This is a genomic window from Moorena sp. SIO4G3, from assembly GCF_010692305.1.
Classification (GTDB): Bacteria; Cyanobacteriota; Cyanobacteriia; order Cyanobacteriales; family Coleofasciculaceae; genus Moorena; species Moorena producens_A.
This window is the reverse complement of sequence record NZ_JAAHIG010000048.1, coordinates 25,122-41,192: the sequence shown is the minus strand read 5'-3', so window position 1 is coordinate 41,192 and position 16,071 is coordinate 25,122. Positions and strand designations below refer to the sequence as shown.

Genomic DNA, 16,071 nt, shown 5'->3' with positions numbered 1-16,071 from the left:
TCATAGATACGAGCTAAAGCTGGGTTAGCACTGAGGTAACGTCCTGAGGGGGTGGTTTGGAAGATACCTTCTACAGCATTTTCAAAGATATTGCGATATTTCGCTTCAGCTTGCCTCAGGGCTTCTTCAGCTTGCCGACGCTCGGTAATATCAATCCCAATAGTGAAAGCAGCTGAGCCTTGATGGTACTTCTGGGCAACAATTACATAGTTTCGCTTTTCGTCATTAACAATAGCTGAAACCTCTCGGCAAGCATCTTGCTCTGAGCTAGCAAAAAACTCTTTGACAAAGTCATTAAACTCTGAGCTAGCCTGGAGAAACCCAATGTCTTGACCCACAAAAGCCTCTGGGGGCAAGTTAAAGGTTTTGGCTAAATGGCGATTCACACCCAAGTAGCGCAAATCTGAGCTAATCCAAGAGACAATTCCCGGTACTGCCTCCAAGACGGCCTGTAACTGATCTTTGGTCTTGCGCAGGTCATCAAGAGCCTGCTGACGTTCGGTAATATCAATCCCAACGGTGAAAGCAGCTGAGCCTTGATGGTACTTCTGGGCAACAATTACATAGTTTCGCTTTTCGTCATTGACGATAGCCGAGACCTCTCGGCAAGCATCTTGTTCTGGAGTGCCAAAAAACTCCTTGACAAAGTCATTAAACTCTGAGCTAGCCTGAAGAAACCCAATGTCTTGACCCACAAACCCCTCTGAGGGCAAGTTAAACGTTTTGGCTAAATGGCGATTCACACCTAGGTATTGCAAATCGGAGTTAATCCAAGAGACAATCCCCGGTACCGCTTCCAACACGGCCTGTAACTGATCTTTAGCTGCCCTGAGTTCTTCTTGAGCTTGCTGACGTTCTCGCACCTCCGTCATCAGCTGAGTATTAGATGCTTTTAAGTCAGCTGTGCGTTGTTCAACCTTTAGCTCCAGCTCATCGAACGCTTTCTGGAGTTCTGCTTCAATTCGTCGCCGCTCAACTATTTCATGTTTCAACTGTTCCGTTGCCATTTCTAATGCTTGTGCATTGGTCTCGAAATACCTAGCTTTCTCAATCCATTGAGCAACCTCAGCCAATAATTCAATCACGACATTTGTCCTGTAGGGTTCGATCAATGGTGTGGCGCTAGAGGACCGATTGTATTGGTGAGTTTGTGTATCACAGGCACAGTTATAGGTTTCAACCCCTAACCAGGGTAGGGGTTTAATCGGACGTTCACTGGTAAAGACAATTTCAAATTGTCCAGTAGGCAAAATCCGCCCAATCCGGCATGTTTTACCAATATGGTGATTCGGTTCGATTTGGACTAATCCTCCGGGAGCATCAAATTTCTGACCATAAGCTGCCACCCGTACCCGGTCTACCTCAAATGATTGAGCGGATTCCACGGCTTGTTTCCAGAGGTAAACCTGGGCATAGGCGGCTTCAATGGGGTCACTAGTCACTCGGTTAGCTCCGTAACGACGCTGAAAATTCTGGACAAACCGTTGATTATTAGGAGTGTCCAGACTCTGGAAATAGGTCCAGCTGGCATAATGTCCCGCCGCTATATCCCCTATCCTTTGTAGTTCCGCCTCAGCCACACTCACTGCCATAATCGGAATGTCATCAGCTGTAATTCCAGAGGATTTGTACTGGCGATAGAAGGCTAGATTACTGTCACCATTGAGGGTGTTGAAGACCACATCTGGTCGAACTTGTTTAATTTTGGAGATCACCTCACCCATATCTTGAGTGCCTAGAGAAATGTAATCTTCCCCAACCACTGTCCCCCCCAGCTGTTTCAGTTGCGCTTTAATAATCTTGTTGGCAGTCAGGGGGAAAATATAGTCGCTACCGATCAGATAAAATCGCTTACCGTAATTTTTCACCAGCCAGTTCACCGCTGGCTCAATTTGTTGATTTGGACAAGACCCGGTATAAAAAATATTTGGGGAACATTCCAGACCCTCATATTGTAGGGGGTACCATAGCAGAGAATTTAACACCTCGAATACCGGCAAAACTGCCTTACGAGAAGCAGACGTCCAGCAGCCAAAGACTGTGGCTACCTGATCCTCTTGAATCAGTTTTCTGGCCTTGCTCTCAAATTCTGCTGACTTCGATGCACCATCCTCTACGATCGCTTCGATACGTTGACCAAGAACTCCTCCGCTTTGGTTAATTTCTGCGATCGCCATCAGCTCAGCTTCCACCAGGGGGGCTTCGCTTATTGCCATAGTACCCCGCTGCGAATGCAATATACCAACTCGTATACAGGGGTTATCAGTGTTGAAACTTGGCATTGCTTAAATTCCTGCAATATTTATTTGCAAATCTTTAACTTTTAAGCACCCATCAGCCTCTCACGCTGCGTTTACTCAGCAACCGCAGGCGACGTGACCTACTATTAAATAATCAATGTTATATAAGTGCGAATGTAGCGAGCACCCTGATTAAGTTAGGATAAAACCGTGTTAGGGGAGGAATTTCCCTGGGGGTAAAGGAAATATTTTCGGGTCAACCCGTTAACTATTTACACAACCCATCGAAGATGCCTTGGTTGATGTGGCAGTGGTGGTCATAGAAGTAAAATTTAGAGAATCAAGAGAAAAACGGCAAAGTCTAGGAAAAATTTATAAAGTTTAGTTGTAATTTCCACCTTTTATTCCCTCCCACCTTTTACCTGTTCCCTCCGCAAGTCAATGACACTGCACCTCAACCAATTAGTACAACAATAGTATAAGTAAGTTAAAATTTCCTGTGAACTCAATATATTTCAACATAACCACTATACAATTGTTTACAAACCGATGATGTCTCTTTGAATACTATCACTGAAAAAAATTTTGGCGTCGCTGATAAAGGTTAACTCATCCCACCACTAAAGTAGGTAAAATTTTGAGTCATTAGTATTGAGTTATAGTGGTTATAAGAGTAATGAAGTACACAGAATTTTGTCCCTGTTTCCAGCTCCGAAGTTTCCTGTTATCTTCCCGCCTTAATAAAGGCAGTAGGGTGGATTCGAGTTACCTAAAATCCCTTGCCTTGTGTACCTCACCTATTTGATAAATGCTATATACTACACCTTAGTTTTTGACAAATGACAAATGAAAAATAGCTAATTACAAAAATGGCAACGGAAACGTCACCTTGTGCGGTAGTCTAGAACAAGTAAATTGATCAGCCTTGTAGAAATTGACAGCCCTATGACCTCTACCGTTACCAGTCCTGCCCGGACAATTCGCATCGGTTCTCGCAAAAGCCAACTTGCTCTGATTCAGACTTACTGGGTACAAGAGCAACTGAAAAAGCATTTTCCAGACCGAGAGTTTGAAGTCCAGACCATGAGTACCCACGGAGATAAAATCCTGGATGTGGCTTTATCTAAGATTGGGGATAAAGGGTTATTCACTAAGGAACTGGAATTGGGAATGCTTAGGGATGAGATCGATTTTGCGGTGCATTCCCTCAAAGACTTGCCGACCAGATTGCCAGAAGGGTTGGTGTTAGGGTGCGTCACAGAACGGGAGAACCCCGCCGATGCTTTAGTAATGCACCAAAAGCACCAAGATAAACAAATAGAAACGTTGCCAGAAGGCTCGATAATTGGAACCTCCTCCCTCAGACGGCTGGCTCAGCTGCGCTACCATTTTCCCCATCTGAGTTTTAAAGATGTCAGAGGGAACCTAAACACCAGACTGGCTAAACTCGATTCTGGTGACTACGATGCACTGATTTTAGCAGTAGCTGGGCTACAACGACTGGACATGAGCGATCGCATTCACCAAATTTTACCACCGGAGATCTCGCTCCATGCTGTCGGACAAGGGGCTTTGGGAATTGAATGCCGTGAGGATGATCAAGAAGTCTTAGAACTGCTCAGTGCGATCGCACATCCCCCCACTTCTCAACGCTGTTACGCAGAACGGTCATTATTAAGGGAACTCGAAGGTGGCTGTCAAGTTCCGATCGGTGTAGACACTCAGTTGGAAGGGGATACCCTAACCCTAACAGCTATAGTGGCTAGTGTGGATGGGCAAAAACTTGTCAAAGATACGATTCAAGGGGATTCGAGTCAGGCAGAAAATCTGGGAATCGAACTTGCCCAAAAGCTCAAACAACAGGGAGCTCAAGAGATTTTGGAGGAAATTTTGGCTCAAATCGACCGGGAATAGGAATATAGGAGCTAAACAGTCAATTCAAGTCTGGTTATAAGCGCTATAGATTTTATAATTTTCTTGATTCGCTTTCACTGTAGGAAAAGGTTGTGTAACAGTTATTAAAAATATCCTTTAATCTCCCAAAATATGGAATATTTTGGGAGATTAAAGCCATTGCACTCGTACCCGAGCTAAGGCGGTCGAACTTACGGGACTCTCAAGGAACACTCTGAGGAAGTATGCAGATAATGGCACAATCAAATGTGAGCGAACGCCAAGCGGAACAAGGTTTTTCGATACAGAAAGCTGGCTCAGTCAAGGTCGAAAACAGTCAAGACAGTCAGCTACCATCTGTTATTGCCGGGTCAGCAGCAGCAAACAATTTGACGACCTCGCCAGACTTGTCGCATATATGCACTCTCTGTTCCCGGAAGCGGAAATCATCTTTGACATCGGTTCAGGACTCAACTACAAAAGATTTGGTCTTAAAGCCATACTGGAGCGACTTATGCGCGGCGATCAACTCACACTTGTTGTTGCCTGTAGAGACCGACTCACCCGATTTTGGTTTGAACTTTTTGAGTACTTGGTCAGTCTCAACGGTGGAAAACTCTTGGTTCTCGACAACCCTGAAAGTTGTCGAGAAGCAGAACTCACAGCAGATCTTCTCTCCATCATTCACGTCTTCTCTTGTCGAGTACACAAACTTCGAAAATACGGAGCAAAAATCAAAGAAGATAAGAGTGTTCCTAAACTCTGAACAGCGTGCAATTGTCCGCCACTGGTTTGGAGTGTCCCGTTATGTCTTCAATAAAACCGTCAAAATCCTAGAGAATGGCGAAATCAAGGCAAACTGGAAAGCCATTAAAACTGATATCTTAAATGACCTTCCTGACTGGTGCAAAGCAGTACCTTATCAAATCAAGTCTATAGCGATTAAGGATGCTTGCACCGCCGTTAGGGAGGCCAAGAAAAAGTACAAAAAGACTAGACAAATTAATCGGGTTCGATTCCGTTCTAGGAAAAATCCTGTTCAGTCTTGCTACATTCCTAAATCGGCGGTTTCTGTCAAAGGAATTTACCACACAAAGTTAGGTGCATTGACCTTTGCTGAGACACTTCCTGACAACATTTGTGATTGTAGATTGACTAGCACCAACGGGAACTATTACCTAGTAGTCCCTTACAAAACAGCCCACATTAAAACCGAAAACCAAGGTAGGGTTGTAGCGTTAGACCCTGGTGTTAGAACTTTTTTGACATTTTTTAGCCAGACTTCCGTTGGCAAAATAGGACATGGTGACTTTTCTGGGATTCAGCGTCTATGTCAACACTTAGATAATCTGATTTCAAAGATCAGTAAGGCTAAGGGAAAACAAAAATACCGAATGAGAAAAGCCGCCAGAAGGATGGTGATCAGGATTCAGAGCTTAGTAAATGAACTACATCACAAGGCGGCTAGATTCCTGGTTGACAACTTTGATGTAATATTGCTCCCTACCTTTGAGACGTCTCAGATGTCCAAGAAGCGCAACCGAAAACTTAGATCTAAAACGGTTCGCAATATGCTTTCTTTTGGCCATTATCGGTTCAAAGAGTTTCTAAAACAAAAAGCATCTGAGACCGGAAAGATTGTTGTTGATGTCTGCGAAGCTTATACCAGCAAAACGGTTAGTTGGACGGGCGAGATAGTTAACATTGGCGGCAGCAAGACTATTAAATCGAAAATTGATGGTCAAGTAATGGATCGTGACATCAATGGCGCTCGCGGGATATTCCTGAGAGCTTTGGTAGATACACCCTGGCTGAAAAATCAGCTTGCATTGGCGGGCTAAAGTCTACTTTGGTAGATTTTGGTAGCTAAAAAGTATCGGCTAGAGTAAGCTAGGATAGCTGGAAAGCTGAAGGTTCTTTGATCAAGTCAACAGAAGAGTTAAAGGTCAATTCCTGAAAAGCTCTGCTCCATGTTTCAGGCTTTATCTAATCCACTTCATCCTTCAAGCTCGCAGCTATTTAATAGGCACTAACAACCAATAATTGACAACTAACAGATGAAGATTCTATTCGTTGCGGCGGAAGCAGCTCCCATCGCGAAAATTGGCGGTATGGGGGATGTAGTGGGATCATTACCCAAAACCTTGAGGCAATTGGGACCCGATGTCCGAATTTTCATGCCTTACTACGGCTTTTTGCCCGATAAAATGGCGATTCCAGAGGAACCAGTGTGGTCGGGGGATGCTATGTTTCAACACTTCAATGTATTTGAAACTCTACTACCAAAAACTGATGTCCCCTTATACCTATTTGGTCATGCTGCCTTTGCTGGTCGCCAAATCTACTCTGGAGATGATGAAGACTGGCGATTCACCCTATTTGCCAATGGTGCAGCTGAGTTTGCTTGGAACTACTGGAAGCCTGATGTTATTCACTGCCATGATTGGCACACGGGCATGATTCCCGTTTGGATGCACCAATCATCAGATATCAGCACAGTTTTCACAATTCACAACCTGGCTTATCAAGGCCCCCAGCGCTGGCGCTTAGAAGAAATTACTTGGTGTCCCTGGTATATGCAAGGTCATAATACTATGGCGGCAGCTGTACAGTATGCTAACCAGGTAAATACTGTTTCGCCCACCTATGCTCAACAAATCCAAACTGTTGAATACGGTGAGTCATTAGAAGGTTTGCTGTCATTTATCAGTGGTAAAACTGTTGGAATTGTCAATGGGATTGATACAGAAAGTTACAATCCCGAAACCGATAACTACATTCCTCACAACTTTACCGCTGATACTCTCGACATCCGTAGCAAAAACAAAGTAGCCCTCCAGAAAGAAGTCGGCTTAGCTATCAACCCTGATACCTGTGTGATTAGTATGGTTTCCCGTTTAGTCGAACAGAAAGGGATTGACCTGCTGGTGCAAGTTTTACAGGGTTTCCTAGCTTACACCGATTGTCAATTTTTAGTCCTAGGTACCGGAGAGCGCTACTATGAAACCCAACTGTGGGAAATCGCATCCCGCTATCCAGGACGAATGTCTGCTCAAATCCTATATAACGATCCTCTAGCTCGACGGATTTATGCTGGTAGTGATGTATTCTTAATGCCTTCCCGCTTTGAACCCTGTGGGATTAGCCAAATGCTGGCCATGCGTTACGGCTGTATCCCCATTGTACGACGTACTGGCGGTTTGGTGGATACAGTTTACCACCATGATCCTATCAACCAAACTGGCACAGGTTACTGCTTTGACCGCTACGAACCCTTAGATTTATATACTTGTATGGTTAGAGCTTGGGAAGGTTTCCGCTACAAGAAAGAATGGCGGAGTTTGCAGCAACGAGCTATGAGCCAAGACTTTAGTTGGGAAAAGTCAGCCAAGCAATATATCAATATGTACCAAGATATTGTAGGATCACCTGCAGAAGCACCTCAGCAGGTATCACAAGACAACCATTTAGTTGTTGCCAGCTAGACAGAACATTCCCTATGTTACACCTATTCTGTTACTGTGATCAGTGATCACTAAGGACGGCTAATTTTAGCATGGCTATTGTACCATGGCTATTTTAGTTTTAAATAAGCGTGAAATTAGCACCACCTTCCCCTAGTGGATTGGTGCTACAGCTGTTTCCAACTAGGTGCATGACGACTAGACTGCATGAGTACTAGACAGAGAACGTTAAGGGTTGCTATGAAGATTATGGGGAAACCGGTAGTAAAACCCAAGGGCAGCAATTCTAAGTACCAAGGGCGGTGGAGCCGTAATGAGGGCAAGATTTTCCCCCCTCAAGGCTCTAACCGAAAAATCTCTCCTTCATTGCTCAACCGCTTATCTCTATCTCAAGTCATGCCCTGGGGGGTAGCCATGTTGCTCTCCCCAAGTGGGCTACCAGCAATAGCACAAATCACCTCAGCAGAAGACAGTGCAGGGACTATTGTAACTCCTAATAATCAAGGCTTCGATATCACTGGTGGTAGCCTCTCTAGTAGCGATCAACCGAATCTGTTCCACAGTTTTGATCAATTTGGACTCGATTCCGGTCAGATTGCCAATTTTATCTCTAATAATCCCCAGGTTAGGAATATTTTGGGGCGAGTCGTAGGCGGTAATCCCTCAATTATTAATGGTCTAATTAAAATCACAAGCAGTGGCAGCCCTAACTTATACTTAATGAATCCAGCTGGGATTGTTTTTGGGGCTGATGCTCGACTGGATGTCCCTGCTTCCTTTACAGCAACCACAGCCACTGGGATTGGCTTTGGGGACGGGAATTGGTTTGATGCCTTTGGCGACAATAATAATTACCAGAACTTAATTGGTGACCCCACTAGCTTTGCCTTTGATTTAGCCCAACCTGGAAGTATCATTAACGCTGGTGAGCTGGAAGTGCCAGACAATCAACGGATCGCCTTGATCGGGGGTAGTGTGATTAACACTGGGAAACTGAAGGCAGAGGGAGGCAATATTACTATCGCTGCTGTACCAGGGGAGAGTCTGGTTAAGATTTCTCAATCTGGAAATTTGTTGAATCTAGAGATTGACCCCCCTCGTACACTAGATGGGCAACCATTATTTACCGCACGAGATATACCAGCGCTACTGACAGGAGCAGCCCAAGGCGTTGAGACGGGACTCAGTGCCAATTCCAATGGAACCGTGCAGCTGACAGATTCTGGCACCACAGTTCCCACTCAGACAGGAACAACCATTGTCTCGGGTACCCTAGATGTTTCCAACCTAGAACTTAGGCGACGCAGTGTAACAGTATTAGGCGATCGCATTGCTTTAATTAATGCCACCATTGACTCTTCTGGCAGTAATGGTGGCCAGGTGTGGATTGGGAAGCACCCCCAAGACAATCCAGACAATGTAAAACTAAATGCCAATCGCACCTTTGTTAGCCGTGATTCCGTGATTAAGGCTGATGGAAAAGCTCCAAATAGAGACGGAGGTCGAGTTACTGTCTGGTCAGAGGAAACCACAGCATTCTACGGGGAGATTACTGCCCGTGGCGCTGAATCACAAACTTCATTGTCCGCAGATGGTGGGACAGTTGAGATATCTAGCCAACAGACTTTGATATTTGATGGCAAAAAAGTTGATCTCACCGCCCCTCTTGGTCAAAATGGCAAGATTACATTTGACCACAATAACATTACTATTGTACCTGGGACAGGGATTGCTGGTCAGCAGCTAGCAGATAATCCCCTTGGTTTTGATCTGATAGAAATTTTGTCGGGGGATAGGAGGTCACCTGGCTTTACCCTTGGCGCGAATGCCCTAGAACAAGTTTTGGGCAACATTGTTCTGAATGCTAGTAATGATATTACCGCCCCTAACGTGTCTCTGAACTTTTCTGGAGATATCACCATTGATGGCGTTAATGTCACTCTAGGTGATATCAAGACAAATGGGGGAGCGATTAAAATCAAAGCGTCTGAGGCTCTGAGCACAGAAGAGCTTAACTCATCAACAACAGTTGGCAAGGGAGGGGATGTTACCCTCGATGGCGATAATATTCAGGTTAGCTGGATCAATGCCCAAGGTGGTAGTGATGGGAAAGGCGGCAATGTGGAAATTACCACAGAAGGTTTTTTTAGAGCCACTGGGACGTTTGACACCTTAATCGAGGGCCAAGAAACAGCAGTCAGCATTGCTACAGTTGGGGGAGATGGTGGAGGAAAAATCACCATCAGTCATGGGGGAAACGGGCAAACCCCCTTTGAGGTGGGAAATAGTATTACTAATGGTACAGAGGGAGCTATTTCTACAGGTGATTCTACCATTCTTCCCCTAGAATCCTTTTCGATCTACAAGTCAGATAATGGTGATCTAGAAATTAAGACTGGGGAGCCATCTTCAAATTTGACTAGCCCAGGTCAAGAAATGGCTACCAATTTGATTCCAAATTCCACTAGCCCAGGTCAAGAAATGGCTACCAATTTGATTCCAAATTCCACTAGCCCAGGTCAAGCAATGGCTACCAATCCCTATTCAAATCAGGCTAATATACTCCCCAGTCGCCCTCAAGTATCTCCGCAGTCCATTCAATCCTTCCCAATTCTTACTCAACCAAAGCCTCAGGCAATTGCTACCAAGACAGAATACACTCAAATAGACCCTAAAAATACTACATTAGAACCTCATTATAATCTCAAAAACCTTGAGTTTATTAAGTTTACACCTGAATCGAATTTTCTAAACATTTATTACAATCAACCAGCACCACAGACTATAGCAGAGATTACTAATACTAATAGTACTAATAGTAGTCAATCAAGGGCACAATCCGTCCCACAGCCAGTTACCAGTAAATCCTCTAACTCTAGACTAGAAGCAGAAGCCGATGTCAAAAAAATTGAGGGAGGCTTCACCTATGCGTTTGAAAAACATCTAGGAATTAGCAACACTCCCATAGTAACCCTGGAAGAAGCCCAAGCCCACCTAGGCAAAATTAAAACTATTACTGGACTGAAACCTGCGCTAATTTACCTGTTCTTTAAACCGGAATTTAAACCGGAAACGACTAAGGGCAATCCATTTATTAATTCCAAGGGATTGACGTCAATAAAACCGGAACCAGAGACAACGAAAAATCAGCAAAAGACTAAATCATACTGGGAAGAAAATCTCGATACAGAGCTGGAATTACTAGTCGTTACGGCTTCGGGAACAGTAATTCGAAAACAGGTGCAGGGAGCAACGCGATCGCAACTTCTCTCTGTTGCTCGGGAATTCCAAAGGAGTATCACCAATCTCGAAAGCGCAAATGTCTACCTACCCTTGGCTCAGCAGTTGTATCGTTGGTTGATTGCTCCGGTAGAGCAGGAGCTAAAAGCAAAAAAAATAAATAATCTTGCCTTTATCATGGACGTTGGTTTGCGCTCTTTACCCATGGCAGCACTCCATGATGGCACTGGGTTTCTTGTAGAACGATATAGCCTTGGTTTAATGCCAACTCTATCATTAACCAACATGAACTATGTAGACATTAGGCAATTTCAAGTCTTGGCCATGGGAGCATCCCACTTTAAGAACAAAAACCCATTACCAGCCGTTCCTGTAGAGTTATCGATGGTTACAGAAAAACTGTGGTCAGGAAAGGCCTTCCTCAACGAAGCGTTCACCGTAGCCAATTTGAGAAAAGCTCGTGCCTCACAACCCTTTGGTATCGTTCATTTGGCTACCCATAGTGAATTCCTAGCCGGTAAGCCCAGTAATTCCTACATCCAGCTGTGGGATACCAAGCTGCAACTTAACCAGCTCCATAAACTAGGTTTAAATAAGCCTAAGGTAGAGTTGTTGGTCTTAAGTGCCTGTCGTACTGCCTTAGGAGACGAGCAAGCCGAATTAGGATTTGCCGGTCTAGCAGTGTTAGCGGGGGTCAATTCGGCATTGGGAAGTCTCTGGTATGTCAGCGATGAGGGTACCCTGGGGCTAATGACAACGTTTTACGAAAAATTACAGCAAGTCCCAGTGAAAGCCGAGGCTATACGGAAAGCTCAGTTAAATTTGCTCAGGGGTACAGTCCGTCTGGAGAGAGGGAAGTTGGTAACGGATCAGGGCAGTTTTCCTTTACCAGCAGGGTTAGCCAAGTTGCCAGATGTGGAGTTACGACATCCCTACTATTGGAGCGCTTTTACCCTAATTGGCAACCCTTGGTAATGTTTGATCCTGATTAACAACTCCTGGTACAGAATAATTAAGCTGATTGAACCTCCCCACCCGTCGCAGGGATGGGGATTCCCAGGCACAGCCGTGCGCGACTGTTATCTCCATGGGCGTGACTTTCCCGCGCACCAAGGGTAGCTGAGTAGGGTCAATACCCAGTTTTTTTGAGACCCTTACTTTTTATATTAACACTATTTGAGAGGGAAAAGAATACCCCGACCTAAGAGGACGGGGATGAATTTTCCCTCTCAAACTCTCCCACTCTGATAATTTCGGTAATAGTTATCCTGGTTTTTCCTTGATACTTGATTGTTAGAAAGCGAGGAACGAAACCTAGGTAGTGTCAACCATTCTGCACCACTTAAGGTTAGCATAGGTGGGAGTTGAACTGAACTTTCATGGACTTAAAGGCAGGCACAGTCTTGCACAACGGAAAATATGTTCTTCATAGCCAGCTAGGCAAAGGTGTCTTTAGCATCACCTACCTAGCTATAAACGCTGAGTCTGGTCAAACCGTCGTGATCAAAACCCTCAGCGACAATCTGTGCCACCATCCCCATGGTGACCAGTTCAAGCGGCAATTTCTTGCCCTTGGTAGGCTCTTGAGCAGCTGTCAGCATCAGAATTTAGTCAGGGTCATCGAATCCTTTGAAGCTGCCGAACGACCTTACCTAGTCATGGAATATATTCCAGGGCAGACGTTAGCTGAACTCATCCAAGCCAACTTGCTTCCAGAAGCCCAAGCTATTCCATACATTCGTCAAATTGGCGATGCCCTGAGCATATTACATCAAAAGGGTTTGCTGCATCTAGATGTTAGACCGGAAAATATCATTCTGCGTCAAGATACCGATAAACTAGTGCTATGTGAGTTTGGTATTACTAGTCAACTCACCCTAGGAGTAAGGCAAACCCACGCCAGTTTAATTGCTGCTGGGTATAGCGCCCCCGAACAGTACATTTCTAAAGGGCAACTTTCCCAGGCAACCGATGTCTATTCCTTAACCGCAACCTTTTACTGCTTGCTTACTGGAAACCCACCCCTACCTGCACCAGTCAGGGAAGTATTGCATGCCCAGGAAGGTTTCTATATTCTTTTCCTGCCGGACTTACCACCATGTCCACAAAACCTAACTCCAGTAGTTAAACAAGCAGTCTGGCGTGGCTTGCACATGGTCACCAATCAACGTCCTAAAACTGTAGAAGCTTGGTTATCGCTGCTGCCAACTCAGGAAAAAGTGCCTCAAAGCAGTTCTCAGTTGAAAGTGCTGAGTCCTCAGCAAAAGTCATTAATTGCCCCAAAACTGAGCATTAAGACCTCAAAACTGAGCACTCAGACTTCAAAACTGAGCACTCAGACTTCAAAACTGAGCACTCAGACCTCAAAACTGAGCACTCAGACCTCAAAACTGAGCACTCAGACTTCAAAACTGAGCACTCAGACCTTAGCTGTTCTCAAAACTGTCCACGCCAAGCTCAAAACTCAAACCTCAAAACTCAAAACTACCAAAGCTGGATTCCCACTGAAAGCCCTACTGATGACCGGTGCCCTTGCCGCCTCAGCCGGATTAGGATTTGGTTTCGCACTGCGAATTAACTCTCAAAAAGAACCTGGTTCTACCATCTTCCACACCGATCAATCCTTCCCTCCTCGCAGCAATTGGCCTTTGTCAGAACCCCAACTCTGAAACACCTTCAACCTCATCAAGGTGCTTTATTAATATTGAGACTTACACAGGACTGACCCCGAACTCGCCACCAAACGCGCTTAATAAGTAGTAGGGCTACGAAGGAAAAGTTAAAGTTACTGCCTAAGCCCTGTGAGATTTAAATACATAAAGTGATATAATAATCGTTTTTTAAATTGAAAGGACATGGTAGATGTGAAAAACTGAGGATATACGAGGCAAGTAACTAGATTTGAATTCACTCATAATCTTGGGCAAGTACGTTATAATTTGTAACGTAAGCTAAAGAAACTTATCAATGAGTAACTCTGTAATTCATGCCTTTTTTCTGGGTAGGGCTGCAGCTCAAGCCATTAATCGGCAGCTCGAGGATGCTCTGACCAATGCCCTGAGTGAGTTAGGCAAGTTTGATGCTGAGCAGCGTGAGCGACTGCGGCAGTTTACCGATCAGGTCATTGAAAGTGCCAATCGCGAAGCTGGAGCAGCTGATTCTACTATTAGTAACACAGTAAGTAACACAGCTAGTAACACAGGGAAAACAGGATCCAAACCAGCTGATCTGCAAGCCATGATTGATGAGCTGCGAGCAGAAATTGCCAGCTTGCGTACGGAATTAAAAAACTATCGCAAGCAATCTTGATCAGATTTATCGTTACTATCCTGGAGTATATACAAAAGGGACTAGTTTCGATCCTTTTTAATAATCTTTTTTTAATAACCTCCTATTAATCTGATAAAAACCTTACAAATAAATCCGAGTGTCTGCTCTTTATCAAAACTCTATTAACCTTACACTAAATCAGGAACGCAATGTGTCTAGCCAAAATTCTATAGGTAAGCCATACAGCGAAAAAGCTTATCGGTGGAATCAAGAAAATTACTCCCGTCAAAGGCGTTTTATTGATATTTGGCGTTTTGTTTTGACCCTCATCACTGGGTTGTGGCTTGATGGTAAACCTTGGAGTTATCGGGGAGGATATACAGAGCAAAAGCACGCATATAGACGCAAAACACAAGCTATCTGGATTCGAGATACATTCTTAGATCTAGGACCAACGTTTATCAAAGTTGGACAGTTATTCTCCACCCGTGCTGATATATTCCCCAGTGAGTATGTAGAAGAACTGAGCAAACTACAAGACCGGGTTCCTGCCTTTAGTTACGAGCAAGTTGAGCAGATAATCCAGGAAGATTTAGGCAAGCCCATCAAGGAACTGTTCAGTGCTTTTGACCCAATTCCTCTGGCGGCGGCTAGCTTAGGGCAAGTTCACAAAGCTCAACTTCGCAGTGGTGAAGAGGTAGCGATTAAGGTCCAAAGACCAGGATTAAAAAAACTGTTTACCATTGATTTACAAATTCTCAAGGGGATCGCCTATTACTTTCAAAACCATCCAGACTGGGGGCGTGGTCGGGACTGGAGCGGGATTTATGAAGAGTGCTGTCGTATTCTTTGGGAAGAAATTGATTATCTTAATGAAGGCCGAAACGCAGATACGTTTCGGCGCAACTTCCGTAAGTATGACTGGGTGAAGGTACCCCGTGTGTACTGGCGCTATACCTCATCACGAGTTTTGACCCTAGAGTTTTTACCAGGGATTAAGATTAGTAGTTACGAAGCTCTAGAAGCAGCTGGTCTAGACCGCAAATTAATCGCTCGTCTGGGAGCAGAAGCTTACCTACAGCAGTTGCTAAATGATGGCTTCTTCCATGCTGACCCCCATCCGGGAAATATTGCGGTTAGTCATAAGGGTTCCCTGATATTTTACGACTTTGGCATGATGGGGCAGATTAAGGCCAATGTGCGCGAGCAACTTATGGAAACCCTGTTTGGCATTGCCCAAAAAGACGGCGACCGAGTGGTGACTTCCCTAATTGAATTGGGTGCGCTCTCACCAGTGAGTGATATGGGACCGGTAAGGCGCTCAGTTCAGTATATGCTGGATAATTTCATGGATAAGCCCTTTGAGGATCAATCGATCACTAACATCAGCGATGACCTCTACGAAATTGCCTATGGCCAGCCTTTTCGATTCCCAGCAACCTTCACATTTGTGATGCGAGCCTTTTCTACACTGGAAGGAGTGGGTAAAGGCTTAGACCCCGAATTTAATTTTATGGAAGTTGCAAAACCCTTTGCACTAGAGATTATGACCAACGGCAACACTCCCGACAACAATAGCTTTATTAATGAACTGGGACGCCAAGCCGCACAGATGAGTAGTACAGCATTAGGTTTGCCCCAACGCATTGAAAGTACTATTGAAAAATTAGAAAGAGGAGACCTGCGCATTCGAGTGCGCTCTATTGAATCAGACCGGGTTTTACGACGGCTGAGTGGTATTCAGTTGGGAACCAACTATACTTTATTAATCAGTGCCTTCACCCTTTCGGCTACCATTTTATTTGTAAATGGTAATGTCCTACTAGCTTTGGTAGTCGTTTTGGTGGCAACTGTGTTAGGATTTGCCTTAATTAGGTTGCTCCGACGGCTTGACCGGTTTGATCGGATGTTGTAGTTGTTGTAAAGTCGTAATAACTCCTTATCCCACGATCTATCCACTGTAG

The 16,071-nt window shown here is 44.6% G+C and carries 9 protein-coding genes; 8 read left to right on the top strand and 1 reads right to left on the bottom strand.

All coding sequences use genetic code 11. The annotated features are described in order from the left end of the window. A partial coding sequence (urtA, locus tag F6J99_RS12060; protein WP_293113118.1) for an urea ABC transporter substrate-binding protein occupies nt 1-2,216 on the bottom strand: 2,216 nt, incomplete at its 3' end. A 969-nt stretch (nt 2,217-3,185) separates the two neighbouring features. On the opposite strand from urtA, the gene hemC reads away from it, so the two are divergent. The 8 genes from hemC (at nt 3,186) to F6J99_RS12020 (ending at nt 16,022) form a co-directional block, all read left to right on the top strand. Next, nucleotides 3,186-4,154 (top strand): hydroxymethylbilane synthase, encoded by a 969-nt coding sequence (gene hemC / locus F6J99_RS12055; protein WP_293113117.1) that lies wholly within the window; start codon nt 3,186-3,188, stop codon nt 4,152-4,154. A 214-nt stretch (nt 4,155-4,368) separates the two neighbouring features. Further along, the gene (locus tag F6J99_RS12050) at nt 4,369-4,899 is read left to right on the top strand and encodes an IS607 family transposase (protein WP_293113120.1); all 531 of its coding nucleotides are present in this window, start codon (nt 4,369-4,371) and stop codon (nt 4,897-4,899) included. Further along, entirely contained in the window at nt 4,883-5,974 is a 1,092-nt protein-coding gene (locus tag F6J99_RS12045) for a transposase (RefSeq protein WP_293113116.1), read from the top strand. Before F6J99_RS12050 ends, F6J99_RS12045 begins: the two co-directional genes overlap by 17 nt. A 216-nt stretch (nt 5,975-6,190) precedes the next feature. Then, on the top strand, nt 6,191-7,618 hold the full coding sequence (gene glgA, locus F6J99_RS12040; RefSeq protein ID WP_293113115.1) for a glycogen synthase GlgA: 1,428 nt from the start codon (nt 6,191-6,193) through the stop codon (nt 7,616-7,618). A 219-nt stretch (nt 7,619-7,837) separates the two neighbouring features. Further along, complete coding sequence (locus F6J99_RS12035) at nt 7,838-11,812, top strand: CHAT domain-containing protein (protein WP_293113114.1); 3,975 nt, start codon at nt 7,838-7,840, stop codon at nt 11,810-11,812. 404 nt (nt 11,813-12,216) lie between these two features. After that, the gene (locus F6J99_RS12030; RefSeq protein WP_293113113.1) at nt 12,217-13,506 is read left to right on the top strand and encodes a protein kinase; all 1,290 of its coding nucleotides are present in this window, start codon (nt 12,217-12,219) and stop codon (nt 13,504-13,506) included. Nucleotides 13,507-13,804: 298 nt separating this feature from the next. Next, the gene (locus F6J99_RS12025) at nt 13,805-14,146 is read left to right on the top strand and encodes a DUF6825 family protein (protein WP_293038291.1); all 342 of its coding nucleotides are present in this window, start codon (nt 13,805-13,807) and stop codon (nt 14,144-14,146) included. 172 nt (nt 14,147-14,318) lie between these two features. Beyond that, complete coding sequence (locus tag F6J99_RS12020; protein ID WP_229424294.1) at nt 14,319-16,022, top strand: AarF/ABC1/UbiB kinase family protein; 1,704 nt, start codon at nt 14,319-14,321, stop codon at nt 16,020-16,022. Nucleotides 16,023-16,071 lie beyond the last annotated feature (49 nt).

What these genes read in the sequence shown, in the direction of transcription:
- hemC (WP_293113117.1), top strand. Translation starts at nt 3,186, where the DNA reads ATGACCTCTACCGTTACCAGTCCTGCCCGGACAATTCGCATCGGTTCT.
- F6J99_RS12025 (WP_293038291.1), top strand. Translation starts at nt 13,805, where the DNA reads ATGAGTAACTCTGTAATTCATGCCTTTTTTCTGGGTAGGGCTGCAGCT.
- F6J99_RS12035 (WP_293113114.1), top strand. Translation starts at nt 7,838, where the DNA reads ATGAAGATTATGGGGAAACCGGTAGTAAAACCCAAGGGCAGCAATTCT.
- glgA (WP_293113115.1), top strand. Translation starts at nt 6,191, where the DNA reads ATGAAGATTCTATTCGTTGCGGCGGAAGCAGCTCCCATCGCGAAAATT.
- F6J99_RS12030 (WP_293113113.1), top strand. Translation starts at nt 12,217, where the DNA reads ATGGACTTAAAGGCAGGCACAGTCTTGCACAACGGAAAATATGTTCTT.